The sequence below is a fragment of the Candidatus Omnitrophota bacterium genome (genome assembly GCA_025453395.1).
GTDB lineage: Bacteria > Omnitrophota > Gorgyraeia > Gygaellales > Profunditerraquicolaceae > JAlOQK01.
The window spans coordinates 56,255-71,272 of the sequence record JALOQK010000002.1; the positions used below are offsets into that span (position 1 = coordinate 56,255).

17 protein-coding genes are annotated in these 15,018 nt (G+C 42.3%); all 17 read left to right on the forward strand.

Annotated elements, in window-relative coordinates; genetic code table 11:
* The first annotated feature begins 44 nt into the window (after window positions 1–44).
* The 17 genes from dapB (at window position 45) to MUF05_01475 (ending at window position 15,013) form a co-directional block, all read left to right on the forward strand.
* Window positions 45–755 carry a 4-hydroxy-tetrahydrodipicolinate reductase gene (gene dapB / locus MUF05_01395; GenBank protein ID MCU0665736.1) on the forward strand — a complete coding sequence of 237 codons (711 nt, stop codon included), beginning with the start codon at window positions 45–47 and terminating at the stop codon, window positions 753–755.
* A gap of 19 nt (window positions 756–774) precedes the next feature.
* Complete coding sequence (locus tag MUF05_01400; protein ID MCU0665737.1) at window positions 775–1,935, forward strand: LL-diaminopimelate aminotransferase; 1,161 nt, start codon at window positions 775–777, stop codon at window positions 1,933–1,935.
* Between the two features lie 13 nt (window positions 1,936–1,948).
* A complete protein-coding gene (gene folK / locus MUF05_01405) occupies window positions 1,949–2,350 on the forward strand; it encodes a 2-amino-4-hydroxy-6-hydroxymethyldihydropteridine diphosphokinase (protein MCU0665738.1) in 402 nt (133 codons plus the stop codon).
* Window positions 2,351–2,353: 3 nt separating this feature from the next.
* Window positions 2,354–3,196: a pantoate--beta-alanine ligase gene (gene panC, locus MUF05_01410; protein MCU0665739.1), complete on the forward strand. Its 843-nt coding sequence runs from the start codon at window positions 2,354–2,356 to the stop codon at window positions 3,194–3,196.
* Entirely contained in the window at window positions 3,196–4,020 is an 825-nt protein-coding gene (locus MUF05_01415) for a DUF108 domain-containing protein (protein MCU0665740.1), read from the forward strand. The genes panC and MUF05_01415 overlap by 1 nt, the downstream gene beginning before the upstream one ends.
* 195 nt (window positions 4,021–4,215) lie before the next feature.
* Window positions 4,216–4,458, forward strand: coding sequence for a hypothetical protein (locus tag MUF05_01420; protein ID MCU0665741.1), 243 nt, complete (start codon window positions 4,216–4,218; stop codon window positions 4,456–4,458).
* 82 nt (window positions 4,459–4,540) lie between these two features.
* Window positions 4,541–7,366, forward strand: a complete 2,826-nt coding sequence (uvrA, locus tag MUF05_01425; protein ID MCU0665742.1) for an excinuclease ABC subunit UvrA — start codon at window positions 4,541–4,543, stop codon at window positions 7,364–7,366.
* 48 nt (window positions 7,367–7,414) lie between these two features.
* A complete protein-coding gene (locus MUF05_01430) occupies window positions 7,415–9,922 on the forward strand; it encodes a tetratricopeptide repeat protein (GenBank protein ID MCU0665743.1) in 2,508 nt (835 codons plus the stop codon).
* Window position 9,923: 1 nt separating this feature from the next.
* Window positions 9,924–10,556 (forward strand): MotA/TolQ/ExbB proton channel family protein, encoded by a 633-nt coding sequence (locus MUF05_01435; GenBank protein ID MCU0665744.1) that lies wholly within the window; start codon window positions 9,924–9,926, stop codon window positions 10,554–10,556.
* Window positions 10,557–10,629: 73 nt separating this feature from the next.
* The gene (locus tag MUF05_01440; protein ID MCU0665745.1) at window positions 10,630–11,031 is read left to right on the forward strand and encodes a biopolymer transporter ExbD; all 402 of its coding nucleotides are present in this window, start codon (window positions 10,630–10,632) and stop codon (window positions 11,029–11,031) included.
* Window positions 11,028–11,666, forward strand: a complete 639-nt coding sequence (locus tag MUF05_01445) for a hypothetical protein (GenBank protein ID MCU0665746.1) — start codon at window positions 11,028–11,030, stop codon at window positions 11,664–11,666. Before MUF05_01440 ends, MUF05_01445 begins: the two co-directional genes overlap by 4 nt.
* On the forward strand, window positions 11,666–11,887 hold the full coding sequence (locus MUF05_01450) for a hypothetical protein (protein MCU0665747.1): 222 nt from the start codon (window positions 11,666–11,668) through the stop codon (window positions 11,885–11,887). The genes MUF05_01445 and MUF05_01450 overlap by 1 nt, the downstream gene beginning before the upstream one ends.
* Window positions 11,888–11,965: 78 nt before the next feature.
* A complete protein-coding gene (locus MUF05_01455; GenBank protein MCU0665748.1) occupies window positions 11,966–12,172 on the forward strand; it encodes a winged helix-turn-helix domain-containing protein in 207 nt (68 codons plus the stop codon).
* The gene (locus MUF05_01460) at window positions 12,165–12,563 is read left to right on the forward strand and encodes a hypothetical protein (protein ID MCU0665749.1); all 399 of its coding nucleotides are present in this window, start codon (window positions 12,165–12,167) and stop codon (window positions 12,561–12,563) included. The genes MUF05_01455 and MUF05_01460 overlap by 8 nt, the downstream gene beginning before the upstream one ends.
* A 182-nt stretch (window positions 12,564–12,745) precedes the next feature.
* On the forward strand, window positions 12,746–12,934 hold the full coding sequence (locus tag MUF05_01465; protein ID MCU0665750.1) for a helix-turn-helix domain-containing protein: 189 nt from the start codon (window positions 12,746–12,748) through the stop codon (window positions 12,932–12,934).
* Window positions 12,934–14,478: a pilus assembly protein PilM gene (pilM, locus tag MUF05_01470; protein MCU0665751.1), complete on the forward strand. Its 1,545-nt coding sequence runs from the start codon at window positions 12,934–12,936 to the stop codon at window positions 14,476–14,478. The genes MUF05_01465 and pilM overlap by 1 nt, the downstream gene beginning before the upstream one ends.
* A 13-nt stretch (window positions 14,479–14,491) precedes the next feature.
* On the forward strand, window positions 14,492–15,013 hold the full coding sequence (locus MUF05_01475) for a type 4a pilus biogenesis protein PilO (GenBank protein ID MCU0665752.1): 522 nt from the start codon (window positions 14,492–14,494) through the stop codon (window positions 15,011–15,013).
* Window positions 15,014–15,018 lie beyond the last annotated feature (5 nt).

Below are 15,018 nucleotides of genomic sequence, written 5' to 3' on the forward strand. Positions count from 1 at the left end.
TTAACATCATTTAACCTCAATTAACCTTAAATGGAGGAGTTTTTATGATAAAGCTTGGTATATCAGGCGCCTGCGGAAAAATGGGCAGGCGTATCTATGAGTTAGCTGCGCACGATAAAGATATAGAGGTGACGCTTTTATTGGAGAAAAAAGGCACTCCTCTGATCGGAAGGGAAGTAGGGAAACTGAAGGTTTCTTCTAATTCGGACGGGATATTCTTGATTGATGTCTTGGTTGATTTTACTTTGCCTGAATCTATAGAGGCAACCCTTGATTATGTGGCGCGTTATAAAAAGGCGCTTGTTTTAGGCACTACCGGATTAAGCCAAGAGCAGATTAAGAAAGTGGAAGAAGTTTCTGCTGTAGTGCCGGTTGTTTTTACTCCTAATATGTCTATCGGAGTAAATGTTTTGTTTTCTATTCTCCCAGAAATTGCCAAACGCTTGGGCAAAGATTATGATATTGAAGTTGTGGAGGCGCATCATAAGTTTAAGAAAGACGCCCCCTCGGGGACGGCCAAGAAAATAGTCTCGATCTTAGAAGAGTCAACCGGGAAGAAAATCCCCGCGCATGCTGTACGTTTGGGAGACATCGTTGGAGACCATACCATTATTTTCTGCGGAAATTCCGAACGCATTGAAATCAAACATCAGGCGCATACACGGGATTTATTTGCCGTAGGTGCGGTAAAAGCCGCCAAGTGGGTTGCCGGAAAGCCTGCCGGGCTATATACAATGCAGGACGTATTAAAGTAAGGGGCAAAAAAGGAGATAAATGTTTAAGCTTTCTAAGAAAATTACCAGTTTGCCGCCGTATTTGTTCGTGGAAATTGATAAGGCCAAAAGAAAGGCGCGCGCTGAAGGAAGAGATATTATTGATTTAGGAATTGGCGACCCGGACCAGCCGACCCCCGCGCATGTAATTGAGAGGTTATATCAGGCGGCAAAAGACCCGGCCAATCACCGTTATGCCTTGGACCAGGGGATGCCTTCTTTGCGTCAAGCCATGTCCAAATGGTATCATAAAAGGTTTAATGTTGTTTTAGACCCGGATACCGAAATACTCCCCCTCATCGGCTCTAAAGAAGGGATCGCGCACTTCCCGCTGGCATTTTTAAATCCCGGCGACTATTCTTTGATTCCTGATCCTTGCTATCCTCCGTATAAGGGGGGTACTATTTTAGCTGGGGGCAAGCCGTATTTAATGCCGCTGTTGGAGACGAATAACTTTTTGCCGGATTTAAATAAAATAAGCCGCGCAGTGCTTAAGAAATCCCGCATAATCTACGTTAATTATCCTAATAACCCCACAGCTAGTATTGCCGGAAAAGAATTTTATCTTAAACTTATAAAGTTCGCCCACAAACATAAACTTATCATTGTTTCTGATCTGGCTTATTCAGAAATGGTCTATGATAATTACCGTCCACCAAGCATTCTGGAATTTGACGGCTCAAGGGATGTGGCTATTGAATTTCATTCTTTATCTAAGACTTACAATATGACTGGATGGCGGGTGGCTTGGGCATGCGGTAATAAGGAATTGATCGCTGGCCTTGCTAAAGTTAAGTCAAATATTGATTCTGGGATATTCTCTGCTGTGCAAGTAGCAGCCTTATCCGCACTTGAGGGCTCTGATGAGCATGTACTTAAGATGTGTCAGATGTATCAAAACCGCCGCGATGCTTTAGTTATGGGGTTAAATACATTAGGTTGGAATGTTAAGCCGCAGAAAGCCACTTTTTATTCTTGGATAAAAATCCCCGGTAAAAAAAGTTCTATAGATTTTGCCGCCAAGATCTTAAAGGAAGCAGATATTATTGTTACCCCGGGAGTTGGTTTTGGGCAGGCTGGCGAAGGCTACATCCGTATTGCTTTAACTGTTCCTGTAGATAGAATAAAAGAAGCAGTTAATCGTTTAGCTAAAGTGATTTAAATTCTTTAAAATTATGGTTACTTGTTATTTGGGCTTAGGCGCGAACCTTGGCAACAGACACAGCGCAATTAGAAATGCGGTCACCGAGATTTCCCGCATTCCAAAAACGCGCGTCTTGAAGTTGTCACATCTTATCAAGACTAAAGCATTGGGCGGGCCAAAAGACCAGCCGGATTTCTTAAACGCTGCTTTAAAGATCAAGACCGCACTTACACCCTTAGAGTTGTTGGATAATCTAAAAACAATAGAAAAGAAATTAGGCAGAAAAAAGACTGTGCGCTGGGGGCCGCGCGCAATTGATCTGGATATTCTTTTTTATTCAAATCGGGTAGTCAATAATAAAAGGCTTAAAGTCCCGCATCCCAGGGTGTTTGAGCGGTTGTTTGTTTTAAAACCGCTTATTGAGGTTATTTAAGTTATGCTTATTGCAAAAAATATCCGGCAGGCCAGGAAGTTTCTGAATAAGTACAGGCTTCTTAGGAAATCTGTGGGTTTTGTACCGACCATGGGAGCTTTACATCAGGGGCATTCCAGCCTTATTAGGCTTGCCCGCAAAGAAAACGATATAGTGGCAGTAAGTATCTTTGTTAATCCTGCGCAATTTGCGCCTCATGAAGACTTAAAGAAATACCCGCGCGATCTTAACTCTGACGCGCGAGTCTGCGCCAAAGAAAAGGTGGATCTTATTTTTTATCCCCGCCCTGAAGAAATGTATCCTAAAGGTTATAAAACATTTGTTAAGGTGGAGGGGTTATCAGAAGTCCTTTGCGGGAAATTCCGCCCCGGGCATTTCCGCGGCGTCTCAACGGTAGTCTTGAAACTTTTTAACATTATCCTTCCGGATAAAGCCTATTTTGGGCAGAAAGACGCTCAACAGGCGGCAATAATTAAAAAGATGGCGGAAGACCTAAATGTCCCGACACAGATAAAAATTGTCCCGACAGTAAGAAGCGAAGATGGCTTGGCGTTAAGTTCCCGCAACAATTATTTATCTGGCAGGGAAAAAGAAAAAGCCCTTATTTTATGCTCAAGCCTTTCTTTGGCCAGAGAAATGGTTAAATCTGGCGTGCGCGATGCGAAAACGATCATAGGCCAAATGCGCAAATTGATTGTCCGGGTAAAAGAAGCGAAAATAGATTATGTGGCCATTGTTGATCCGGCGACTTTGCAGGATGTCCTGTTTGTTAAAAAAGGCGATTTGGTCTGTTTGGCGGTTTGGATCGGGAAGACGCGTTTGATTGATAACCTATTGGTGGATTAATGCGAAAGAAAATAAGGATCGGGATTGTCGGATGCGGAGCGATCGGCTCTTCTTTGGCAAAAGCTATAACTAAAGAATTTTCTGCAGATGCTTACGTGTCGGCATTGTTTGACACTCAGCCCGATAAGGCGCAGCTTTTATCTGTGGCGCTTCGCAAAGATATTTCTTTGGCAGTTTCTTCCCTTAAAGACCTGATCAGCTTCTCTGATTTTATAATAGAATCTTCAAGCGCTCAGGCCTCAGGCGGAATCTGCCGTCAGGCTGTCAATAACGGCAAGGATATATTGGTGATGAGTGTGGGAGGGCTTCTGAAGAGTTATCCGCGGATATTTAATTTAGCTAAAAAGAAAAAGGTGAAAGTCTATATCCCAAGCGGAGCTATCGGCGGGGTTGATGCCTTAAAGGCCCTGAATCTGTCAGATGTCAAAAAGGTCACGCTTACTACCACTAAAAACCCTATCGCTTTTAAGAAAGTGGAATATTTGATTAAGAAGCGCATTGTGCTTTCCGAAATTAAGAGTAAAAAAGTTTTATTTTACGGAAACGCTTTAAGGGCAGTGCGTTGTTTTCCGCAGAATATCAATGTGGCGGCTGTTTTATCATTAGTTGGAATAGGCGCGAAGCAAACAAAAGTAAAGATCGTTGCTTCTCCAAAGGTTAACAAGAACATACATGAAGTGCAAATAATTTCCCGGGCCGGTAATTTTTATAGCCGTTCGGAGAATGTATTGCATCCGGGCAACCCAAAGACCAGCTACTTGGCTTTTTTATCGGCAAAGGCGCTGTTGCGCGATATTTTTCTGCCGGTTAAAATAGGCACATAATAGATGTTAAATGAAGTTACATGAAGTTAAATAAGGTTAAATGAAGTTGCTCGAAGAATGTTACATGAAGTTGCATGAGGTTACATAAAGTTACATGACGTTGCAAAATAATTTCTTTTATGCAACCTCACGTAACATCATTTAACCTCATGCAACCTCAATTAACTTCAAAAAGAGAGGGGGTGAATACAGAATATGGCGAAGAAATTAGCGAAGGTCGGTATCAAGAGGGAAAAAGGTTTCCTCTATTACGTCGACAAGCAAGGTGACATTTCCTGCGCGAAGATGGCCAGAGGCAACAAAAAAGGCGGAAGCCCCAAGAAAGTTGCTAAATGCGGCATCAAGAGACAGGAAGGTTACTTGTATTTCGTTGACAAAAATGGAGACATCTCCTGCGCGGTAATGAAAAGAGGCGGGAAAAAGAAGAAAAAGAAGTAAAACAAAAACAAGGGGACGGTTCTATTTTTAAATAACTATTAAAGGTAGAAAAATAGAACCGTCCCCAAGTTTTCTTTCTAATATGACTTCCAATATCATCATTCGCGGCGCCAAGGAACATAACTTAAAAAACATTTCTTTAGAGCTTCCGCGCAATAAATTGATTGTGGTTACCGGTTTATCCGGCTCAGGTAAATCAAGCCTTGTGTTTGATACTATCTATGCCGAAGGCCAGCGCCGCTATGTGGAAAGCCTTTCCAGCTACGCCCGGCAGTTTTTAGGTCAGCTTCAGAAACCGGATGTGGAGTATATTGAAGGCCTTTCTCCGGCAATTGCTATTGAACAAAGGACTGCTGGCGGTAACCCCCGTTCCACGGTAGCTACCCAAACCGAAATCTACGATTATTTGCGCCTTCTTTTTGCGCGTATCGGAGAGGTATCCTGTTATCAATGCGGCAGGTTTGTGAAGCGCCAGAGCGCCCAAGAGATCGTCCAGCAGGTTATGGAATTAGGCGAAGGCGCAAGCATTCAGATTTTAGCAAAAGTAATAAGCGGTAGAAAAGGGCAATATCGGCAGGAGTTTTCAAATCTTAAGAAGGCAGGTTTTATCCGCGCGCGCGTCGATGGTAAAATATATGAGTTGGATCAAAAAATAAATTTAGATAAATATAAAGCGCATAACATAGAAGTTCTGGTAGACAGGCTGACCATTGCGCCGGCTGTAAAGCCGCGGCTTACTGATTCCATAGAAACCGCGTTAAAGGCAGGCCAAGGCATTGTGGTTGTTGCCGCCAAGCTTTCTAGCGGTAAAGAAGCCGAATCAGTATATAGCCAGCACTATGCCTGCACAAACTGCGGCATAAGTTATACGGAAGTCCAGCCGCGCATTTTTTCTTTTAATTCTCCTTATGGGGCCTGCCCGGAATGTAACGGCTTGGGTACAAAATTTGAGTTTGACCTGGATTTGATCATCCCGGAGAAAGATAAATCTATCAATCAGGGCGCGCTTGCCGTCTGGAGGAGAGGCGGACGAGGCTATATTATGTATTACCGCTGGCTTTTGCGCGAGTTATCGCGCGAACTGGGGTTTAGTCTGGACACGCCTTTTAATAAGCTTAAGAAAGACACCCAGAAAGCGATCCTTTATGGTACGGATATCGAAATCGGCAGTAAGCCTTTTGAGGGGGTTATCCCGCACTTAGAAAGGCTTTTTAGGGACACCGACAGCGATTATTTAAAGCATGAAATATCCAAATTTATGTCTACGCTTGCCTGTCCGGGCTGTAATGGCGCGCGCCTTAAGAAAGAAAGCCTCAGCGTTAAGATAAAGGGCAAGAATATTTGGGAAGTAGCTCAGATGCCGATAAATAAGGCAAAGGAATTTTTCTCTTCCCTTAATTTAAGCGCCAAAGATAAACTTATTGCCGCAGAATGCTTGAAACAGATAAATCAGCGTTTGCAGTTTTGTATTGATGTGGGGCTTGATTATTTAACTTTAGAGAGAAAAAGTTCCACTCTTTCCGGAGGAGAGGCGCAGCGAATCCGGCTTGCCACTCAAGTGGGTTCGCGCTTGGTAGGAGTTTTGTATGTTTTAGACGAGCCCAGTATCGGCCTGCACCAGCGGGATAATATTAAGCTTCTTTCAACATTGGAATCTTTGAGGGATTTAGGCAATACGGTATTAGTGGTGGAGCATGATGAATATACCATAAGAGCCGCTGACTATGTTGTGGATTTAGGCCCGGGCGCGGGGCTTCATGGAGGGCATGTAGTTTTTGCCGGTACCAATAAACAATTGCTGGAGAATAAACAGTGCTTAACCGCTAAATATTTACGCCGCGAATTGGATATTCCCATTCCAGAAAGCCGCCGCACTTTTGATCCTAATAGGGCCATTGAAATTAAAGGCGCCCGGCAGCATAACTTAAAGAATATTGATGTCAAATTTCCCATAGGCGCTTTTATTGCTGTGACAGGCGTTTCCGGTTCGGGGAAATCAACGCTTATAGAGGATATACTGTATCGGGGGTTGAATCAGAAGATCTACAGTTCCCGCGAGAAACCCGGAGCGCACGATGAACTATTAGGGGCAGACCTTATAGACAAGGTTATTGTCGTGGATCAGTCGCCTATTGGAAGAACGCCCCGTTCCAACCCCGCTACTTACACAGCAGTGTTTAGCCATATCCGTGATTTATTCAGCCGGCTTCCGGAAGCTAAGATGCGCGGATATAAGCCGGGAAGGTTTTCTTTTAATGTTAAAAGCGGGCGCTGTCAGGCATGCATGGGAGATGGAATCAAGAAAATAGAGATGCATTTCTTGCCGGATGTCTATGTGAAATGCGATATCTGCAAGGGCAGGCGTTTTAATGATGCTACTTTAGAGGTTAAATATAAAGGAAAATCCATTGCTGATGTCTTGGAGATGACCGTCGAAGAAGCGGTTGTATTGTTTGAGAATATCCCGGTAATTAAAAATACCCTGTCATATCTGTATGATGTGGGTTTGGAATATGTTCAATTGGGCCAGTCCTCCACTACTCTTTCCGGAGGCGAGGCGCAAAGAATTAAGCTTGCCAGTGAATTAAGCAAGCGTTCAACCGGGAAGACCTTATATATACTTGATGAGCCGACCACGGGCTTACATTTCGCGGATGTGCATAAGCTTATTACTGTGCTGCAGCGGCTGGTGGATAAAGGCAATACGGTTATTGTTATTGAACATAATTTGGAAGTAGTAAAATGCGCGGATTATATTATTGATTTAGGGCCTGAAGGCGGCGATAAGGGGGGAGAGCTTGTTTTTTGCGGAACCCCGGAAGATTTAGCAGGGTCAAAGAAATCCTATACGGGAGAGTTTTTAAGAAAGATATTGAAGGCGGGAAAAGGAAGTGATATAGTGAAATAAGTAAAAAGTCAAAAGTAAAAAGTCAAAAGTAAGAAGATTAAATTAAAAATGAAAAGAAAGAATTTTATAATAAATATATTAATCACTCTAGGGGTGTTTCTATTTTCTAGTGTATACTGCGTAGCTTCTTATGCCCAGACTCAAGCTCAAAACTCCGAAGACAAAGAAGAAGAGGCGCTTTTTGTCGCCAAAAGAGCTTTGGAAGACGGATTTTATGACGTTTCTTTGGAGTTGTCAGAAAGGTTCCTCAAGAATTATCCGCAATCTGCCAAGCTGGCCAAAGCCCACCTTATCATCGGGCAGTCGTATTTCTATAAAAACGATTTTATTGCTGCTTTGCAGAAATTTGAATGGCTTATACAGCAGCCTTTTGCATCCGAGGTTAAAGATGAGATAATTTACTGGATAGCGGAAGTGCATTTCCGGGGAAATGATTTTATCAAGGCATCCTCTTATTATAAACAGATCGTGGATGGCTATCCTAATTCCAAATATCTGGGATTGGCGTATTATTCGCTTGGTTGGTGCGATTTTCAGGCTCAGGAATATAAGAGTGCCCTTTCTTATTTTAAAACTGTTGAAGAAAAATTCCCCCAGGATACTTTCTGGAGGGAGGCAAGTTTTAAAATATTCGAATGTTTATATAACTTAAAAGATTACAGGCTTCTTAAGGAGAAAATTGACGCGAATGTCAAGTCGTACTCCAAAGATAGCGCTAAGTCTGGTTACCTGTATTTTTATCTGGCAGAATCAGATTATTATTTAGGCGATTTTGCCGCTTCTCTCGAGGCTTACCAGAAGGTTTTATCTTTATCAGGCGACGATAAGATGCAAGGTTTATCTAAGCTGGGCATGGGATGGGCGTATCTTAAATTAAAAAAATACAAAGAGGCAAAAGAGGTTTTAGAAAGCATCCCTTTTGATAAGCTTGAGAAAGCCAGCCAAAATGCCTTGTATCTTGCCAAAGGCATTCTTATGATAGAGACAGAAGAATATGGCCAGGCAAGGGATATTTACGACAAGCTTATTCTGGAGGCTTCTGATCCGGTAGTGCTTATCCAGGGGTATATAGGAAAAGCCGATGCCTTGTATAACTTGGGGGATTATAAGGGTGCGGTTGATGTTTATCAGGAGGCGCAGGGGAAATTGCCAGAAGGCCTCTCAAGCGACATAAGCGATAAATTTCATTATGGTTTTGCCTGGGCCTATCTTAAAGAAGGAAAATTCAAGGCAGCCATAGGCCAGTTCCAGAGGATAGTTAAACAAAGCGAAGATAAGACGATCAAAGTCTCCGCGCTGTGCCAAATAGGAGATGCTTATTTTGAGCAGGGTGACTACGCAAAAGCGCAGGAAGCCTATAATAGCATACTTAAAGATTACCGGGGAAGTTTCTATGAGGATTATGTGCAATATCAGCTGGGCCTGACTATGTTAAAAACTTCTAATTACGATTCCGCGGCGGTTGTTTTCCAGAACCTGAAAAGCAAGTATCCGGATTCCAAACTTCTTGATGATGCTTCTTATGCTTTGGGTTTAAGTTATTTCCAGCGTGAAAATTATCAGGCCAGCAAAGAAATTTTCTCTAAGTTCCAAGATGAATTTAAAGACAGCCCATTAGCTTCTCAGGCAATGTATTTATGGGCAGTAAGCCTGTATAACCTGGGCTCTTACAATGAAGCGATAGAGGTATTTAAGAATATTATTCGCGTTTACAATCAGGATATCCAGCTTCTTCAAAAATCAGAATATCAAATAGCGGATTGCTTGTACCATCTGGGCGACGAGAAAGAGGCAATGCAGCGTTTTAATGCCTTGCGCACAAAATACCCGGATTCATCGCTTACCTCGGAAGTGGTTTGGTGGCTGGCGGAATATTATTACCGCAATAATGACTTGAATATGGCTAAGCGCTATTTTGCTTCATTGACCCAGGATTTTCCTAAAGCAAGTTTAGCCCCCAATGCTTACTATGCGTTAGGCGCCATTTATGACCAGGAAGGCAATTACGACGAAGCGATTAAGAATTTTCAAAAGGTCGTAGAGTTTGGCAAATCTGAATTATCTGCCACCGCTTCAGTAGCCATAGCAGACCTTTATTTGAAAGAAAAAAAGACTGAAACGGCGGTTAAGGCCTACAACCAGGTCTTGCAAGATTATCCCAATCTTTCAGGCCTTGTTTATCCTAAGATCGCTCAAGGCTATCAGGACCAGGGTAATTACGATGAGGCGGTGAATTTCTACCATAAGAGCCAGGAGGTGGTCCCTTCAAGCGAGATGGCCTCAATCCAGTTTAAAATAGCCGAGATTGATGAAGTAAGAGGCAGGTATGACCAGGCTATTGAAGAATATTTGAAGCTGGCTTATTTGTATCCCGATGATGTAAAATTAAGCCTAAAGGCGCTTTTAAGGGTAGCGGCCATTTACGAGAATAAGGAAGATTTTGAGCAGGCAGTCAGCACTTACAAAAAAATATCCGCGATGAATGTGGATGAAAGCAAATATGCCGATGAAAGAATAGGTTTTATCAATAAACAATATCTAAAAAAGGAGCAGTAATATGGAATTGTATAAAATGAGCCTATGGAATATCTTTTTGGCTGGCGGCCCGGTAATGTGGCCGATACTTCTGTGTTCTATCTTTGCCTTGGCTATTATTCTGGAAAAGCTTTGGGACCTGCGCCGGATGAAGATAGACGAAGAGGGTATCTTAAAAGGCATCTTGGATAAGATGAAGCATCATCAGGTCAAGGAGGCGCTGGAAATCTGCGATAAGACGGAAAGCCCGGTTACTAATATTTTAAAAGCCGGCATCCTGAAATATGACCGCCCCAGGGCCCAGATCAAAGAGGCCATTGAAGACGCTTCTTTGCATGAAATGCCGCGGCTGGAAAAGAACCTTTCCGCGTTAGCCACTATCGCGCATATATCCCCGCTTTTAGGGCTTTTAGGGACAGTTACCGGAATGGTCAGGTGCTTTCAGACTATCCAAGCTAAGGCTACAAGTTTTCATCCTGTGTCTCCTGGAGACCTGGCAGGGGGGATTTGGGAAGCGCTTCTTACTACTGTGGCAGGGTTGATCGTGGCGATACCGGCGTTTGTCGCTTACAACTATCTGGTCAATAAGGTAAACAATTTTATTTTTGAAATGGAAAAAGCGGCCACGGAATTGGTAAATTTCTTAACCGAATAAAAGGCCGCTATGCGTACCTTTGCCTATCTGAAGGCAAAGTACGCATTCACAAAGTCTATAGAAAGGTTTAACTATGCGCTTTAGAAAACATATGAAATTAGAGCATGGGCTTAAGCAGATAGATATAGCCCCGCTTATAGATGTTGTTTTCCAGCTTCTTATATTTTTCATGCTTACTTCAAGTTTCGTGATACAGCCGGGGATCAAGGTAAACCTGCCTAAGGCGGTGACAAGCGAGACACTGAAGGCGGAAAATATCGACATAGTTGTTTCTAATGAAAATGTGGTTTACTTAGACGGGAAAGTAGTTACCTTAGCGGAGCTAAAGAATATATTTAAGCGCGCCAGTTCCAAGAACAATTCTGTGTTGATTAAATCCGACAGAAGGGCATCTTTAGGCAGGATAGTTGAGATTTGGGACATGGCCAGAGACGGCGGGATAACCCAGATTAATATCGCCACCAATCAGGAATGAGCGTTTGCCTTTGTTCCAGAAAAAGTTTTATTTTTTCATTGGCAGGCCACATTTTTGTTTTTGCCGCTTTTTCATTTTCATTCGGCAGAATTCCGGTTGATTTAAGAGGTTTTAATGTTTCTTCTTTTGGGGGCATACTTAATAGATATGATTTGGCAGCTGAAGTTAAGCGCCCCTATCTGGATGTAAAGAAAGCTTTCTTGAAATCCCATTATTTTGTCCCCGCGCCAAGAATGGAAAACGCGGAAAACTTTTTAAATAACTACCACCTAAAACCCGCAGTTAAGCAGGGACTTATTTTTAGCTCTAATAAATCTTTTGCAGGGCTTTCAGGATCAGCCTCTTGCCCATATAAAAGAAAGATTCAGACTTCAACAGTAATACTGTATCCGCAGCTGCCGCATTACTTCGGTATTTATTTCCGCAATCAGCAAAAGGCGCACATTGAATTGGAGTATATGGTTACCCCCAGACAGATGGCCGGCTTTATTACCGTAAGGCGGAAGATCTCTTCCGGGGATTTGGAGATGGACCTTTTGTGCGCGCGTTATATAAGCCAGTATCTTTCTACCCAGCAGGATAAAATCTCGTCCGGTGTTTGGCATAAGGTAAAGATAGAATTGGGGGCTAAGTAATGTTCACTTTGGATTTTTCATTAGCGCTTGGCTTGTATTGTTTGCTTTTCACGGTTGTGTCCCTGGTTTTCTGGCTTTGGAATAAGGCCCCTAAGAAACGCGTGCTTTCTCTGGAGGAGAAATATATCTGGTTTTGTTCTGTTTGCACGTACACTTATGTTAATACTAAAGAAGAGTTTATATCTATCTGCCCGCGTTGCGGCAATTATAATAAAAAATAGTTGACGCGTCCGCTCGAAGTAGCTTATAATAAAACCAATATCAAAGGGATTCTTCACGAAAGATAAGGAGGAATTTTAATGATCACTGAAATCGGAATTATTGCCGGAGATATCTGGCATTTCCTTGACCAGCACGGAGAGGTTTCTTTGGAAAATCTTGTCAAGGGCATAGATAAATCTCGTGATAATGTGCTGATGAGTTTAGGTTGGCTTGCCCGTGAGGGTCATGTCCTTGTGCAATCGCAAGGAAGCGGCTATACCGTGTGCTTAAGGAAAAATGATTAGGGTCCATCTCCAAAGATCAAGCGTGCTGCTTGTTACCTTATTTATTGTGCTTATCGCGGTGATCTTGGCGCAGGTTATGTTATCTATTCTAAGAAGCCACTCCCGCCTTTCCCATCATCAAGTAAGCAGGATCCAGGCCCAGTATGCTGCCATGGCAGGGGTGGTTTATGCTTATGATAGCTTAAGAAGTGGGCATTTGTCATCTAGCGATTGCCCAGAAGGTAATTCAAATCCAAAGTGCCGGGTAGATGATAATAATTTCCCCGTTTGCATAAAGGATAAAAGAGTAAAAATTATTCTTTGCCCCGCAGGCGCCACCTGTGCGGGTAAAACCTGCCCTGTCTCAAATAATCTCTGCATCTATTCTACCGCAGAGTATACCTATAATTAAGTCTAAGTAAGTCTAAGTAAATCTATCGTATTTCTGTTAGTCATCTTTTCCGGCGGAGTATACTGCTATAAGTAAGTCCAAGTAAGTCTGCATAAAAAAACACTTGACAAAATAAGTTTTTGATGTTTTAATGAACTCCACTGTTATTTGAATAAGAATAAAGCAGAATACATAGGGATTATATGCCAAGACTTATAGACATTGATGAGTTAGCAGAATATCTGAAATTAAAGAAGCAGACGATTTATAATTGGCTGCACGAAAGAAAGATTTCAGGTATTAAGGTTGGCGGGGTCTGGAGATTTGACCGCCGCGAGGTAGACGCCTGGCTTAGGAGCAGACGGCGTTTATCTACAACAGGAGATAAATAATGGCCAATTCATTAGGGATTTATTTTGGCACAAGCCTTATAGCTTTAATAGAGGTAAAAGGGAAAAAGATCATTAAACAGATCAATATCCCACGCGCGCTTATTTCCGGGAAAGATCTGGAAGAAAAGGTCCCCGAAGAAGTTAAGATCGTGGCTTTCTTAAAAGAAGAATTACGCCGCAACAAAATTGAAGCCAAAGAAGCGATTATGTCATTGTCTGGGCAAGATATGATAATCCGCACCTTTGAAACGCCCGTTCTTCCTGCTGGTGAACTTGCCAGCGTGGTTAATTTTGAAGTCAAGAAGTACATCCCCTTTAAGACTGAAGATCTGGTATCGGATTTTCAGGTCAAATTTGACCGCGCCAACCGCAAGAACAATGTATTATATACAGGCATTAAAAAAGAATCTTTGAATAAATACTTGGCGGTGGTGGAGCAGCTGGGGTTAAAGCTTATTAATATTGAATATGGGGGTTTTAGCCTCTTAAGGTTCATGCGCCTGACTAATCTTATGCAAAAAGGGATAGTAGGCGTATTGAGCATGGATTTTTCTGAAGATGAAGAGATTAATTTCACGGTTGTCGAGGATGGATTCCCGCTTTTTAGCAGGGATATTACTCTTTCGTCGGTTAGCGAGGACTTGACCAGAAAAACTGAAATGTCCATGCCGCAGATAATAGAGAAATTAAAGACAGAGATCAGGATTTCTCTGGATTATTATAACCGGAAATTTCAGTCACGCAAAATCCAGAAGATGCTTTTCTTGTGCAATGATGAACAGCGGCATGATCTGGAACTATTGCTTAAAGAGATGCTTGTCCCGGCTGTTTTTGTGGACAGCCATAGGTATATCGGAAAGGCCAGGCATTACAGCTTAAGTTTTATAAAATGTTATGGCACCGCGATCATGAAATGCATCAAGGACAATATTAAGGTAAATATAATCTCGGCTAAGTCCAAGGCTTTTACGCAGAAAGAAAGAGAAATTGAAGATCAACTTGATTTCGGCGCGTTCTTCAGCGATTTTCAGGTTGACCCAAAGTTTATCGCAATAGGCGTATTAGCTTGTTTGGGGATTTGGGGCTTGGGGCAATACCAGCAGTTTCCCGTAAGGCATGACCTTGATACGGTGATCTCTTTGAGGCCTCAGTTACCCAGTGTGGGCCCAAGCGCCACTTTGCAGAGTTTAGTTGATATGGAGCAGGAGAGCAAAAATAAAATTAATGCTTTGCACAAAGCAGTGATGCAGCAGCTATATCTTACGGATACCCTGGATGTCCTGCCGCGGCTTATCCCGGATGATATAATGCTTACGCGCATAAATTACAGAAAAGGTGAAAATAGCACAGAAGTAAACATTGACGGGATTGTTTTCTTAGGCGATAGCGACAAAGAGCGCAAGGAAGTTAACGCCTTTTTGGCAGCCTTAAAGCAGGATCCGTCTTTGAGCAGGGTTTTTAAGGAAATGTCTATTACCTATATAGACCATGCTACAATGGAAAAGGCCGAAGTCACAAAATTTAATCTTTTATTAAAAGGTTAGAACAGAGGGTTTTATGCCGGTAAAAGATGCAAGCAAATATAAAGATTACCTGATCAATATAGTGGTTTTGGCTATTGCCGCGATTATTGGTTTTAAAATTTATATAAAGAGCAATCAGGATATAGATGCTTTAAAGAAAAGCATTGAAGAAGAAAAAAGCAAGAATAAGGTGCTGGCAAGCCTTGAGGAAAAAGAAAAAGAAATAAACGCCTACCGCAAATATCTTAATAGCAAAGAGATCACCGGCATTCTGGATGTTATTGGCGATATCGCGCGGGAGTCGGATATTGAGATTGATTCTATGCGTCCTTCAGGAGAAAACAAATACTCTTTTTTCAAGAAATACTTATTTGATATAAGATGCTCCGCAGGCAGCTACCATGATATTGCCAGATTCATAAGCTATCTTGAGAGCAATAAAAATGTCTTTACGGTAGAAAGCGTGTCTTTAAGCCCCGAAGGATCAGGCGTGCAAAGACGGGTGGGTAGGGTTTTTGTGGAGATTTCCTTAAGCACAATTGTTTTGGTAAATTAAAGGTT